Genomic DNA, 410 nt, shown 5'->3' with positions numbered 1-410 from the left:
CTCATAAACAACACCCAAAATATCAAAGACTGTCTTTTTCTCGTACCGATGAGATTTTCGTCCGTTGTGCTGTAGGAGGTTAAACAGACGAAGGAGAACCTTTGATAATTCTTGGGTGTTTTTGTGTAATGATTGGTAAAAAAGTGAAAAATAATCCTTAATTATATACATCGCTTTATATTCACTTAGTTCTTTCTGTTTCTTACGTAATAGGAGTTCTCGCATTTTAAACATAGTAGAAGAACATAATAGAATACTAATGGGTTGCCCATAAAGGTGACATTCTAATCGCTCTTGTTTAATAGATTTACAACGATGAATTTGAAACCAAGATATCCATATTTTAAATAACAGTTCAATTTGCCAACGTAATGAATATAAGTCATAGATTTTCTCTTTTGGTACCATTC

The 410-nt window shown here is 32.0% G+C and carries 1 protein-coding gene; it reads right to left on the bottom strand.

Features of this window, described 5'->3' with window-relative positions:
• On the bottom strand, positions 1-410 hold a 410-nt coding region (locus D7W82_RS39860), incomplete at both ends, for a transposase (RefSeq protein WP_147439792.1).

The sequence above is a fragment of the Corallococcus sp. CA049B genome (genome assembly GCF_003611685.1).
Taxonomy (GTDB): Bacteria; Myxococcota; Myxococcia; order Myxococcales; family Myxococcaceae; genus Corallococcus; species Corallococcus coralloides.
Note: the sequence above shows the minus strand (reverse complement) of the source record. Positions and strands in the feature narration are given on the sequence as shown.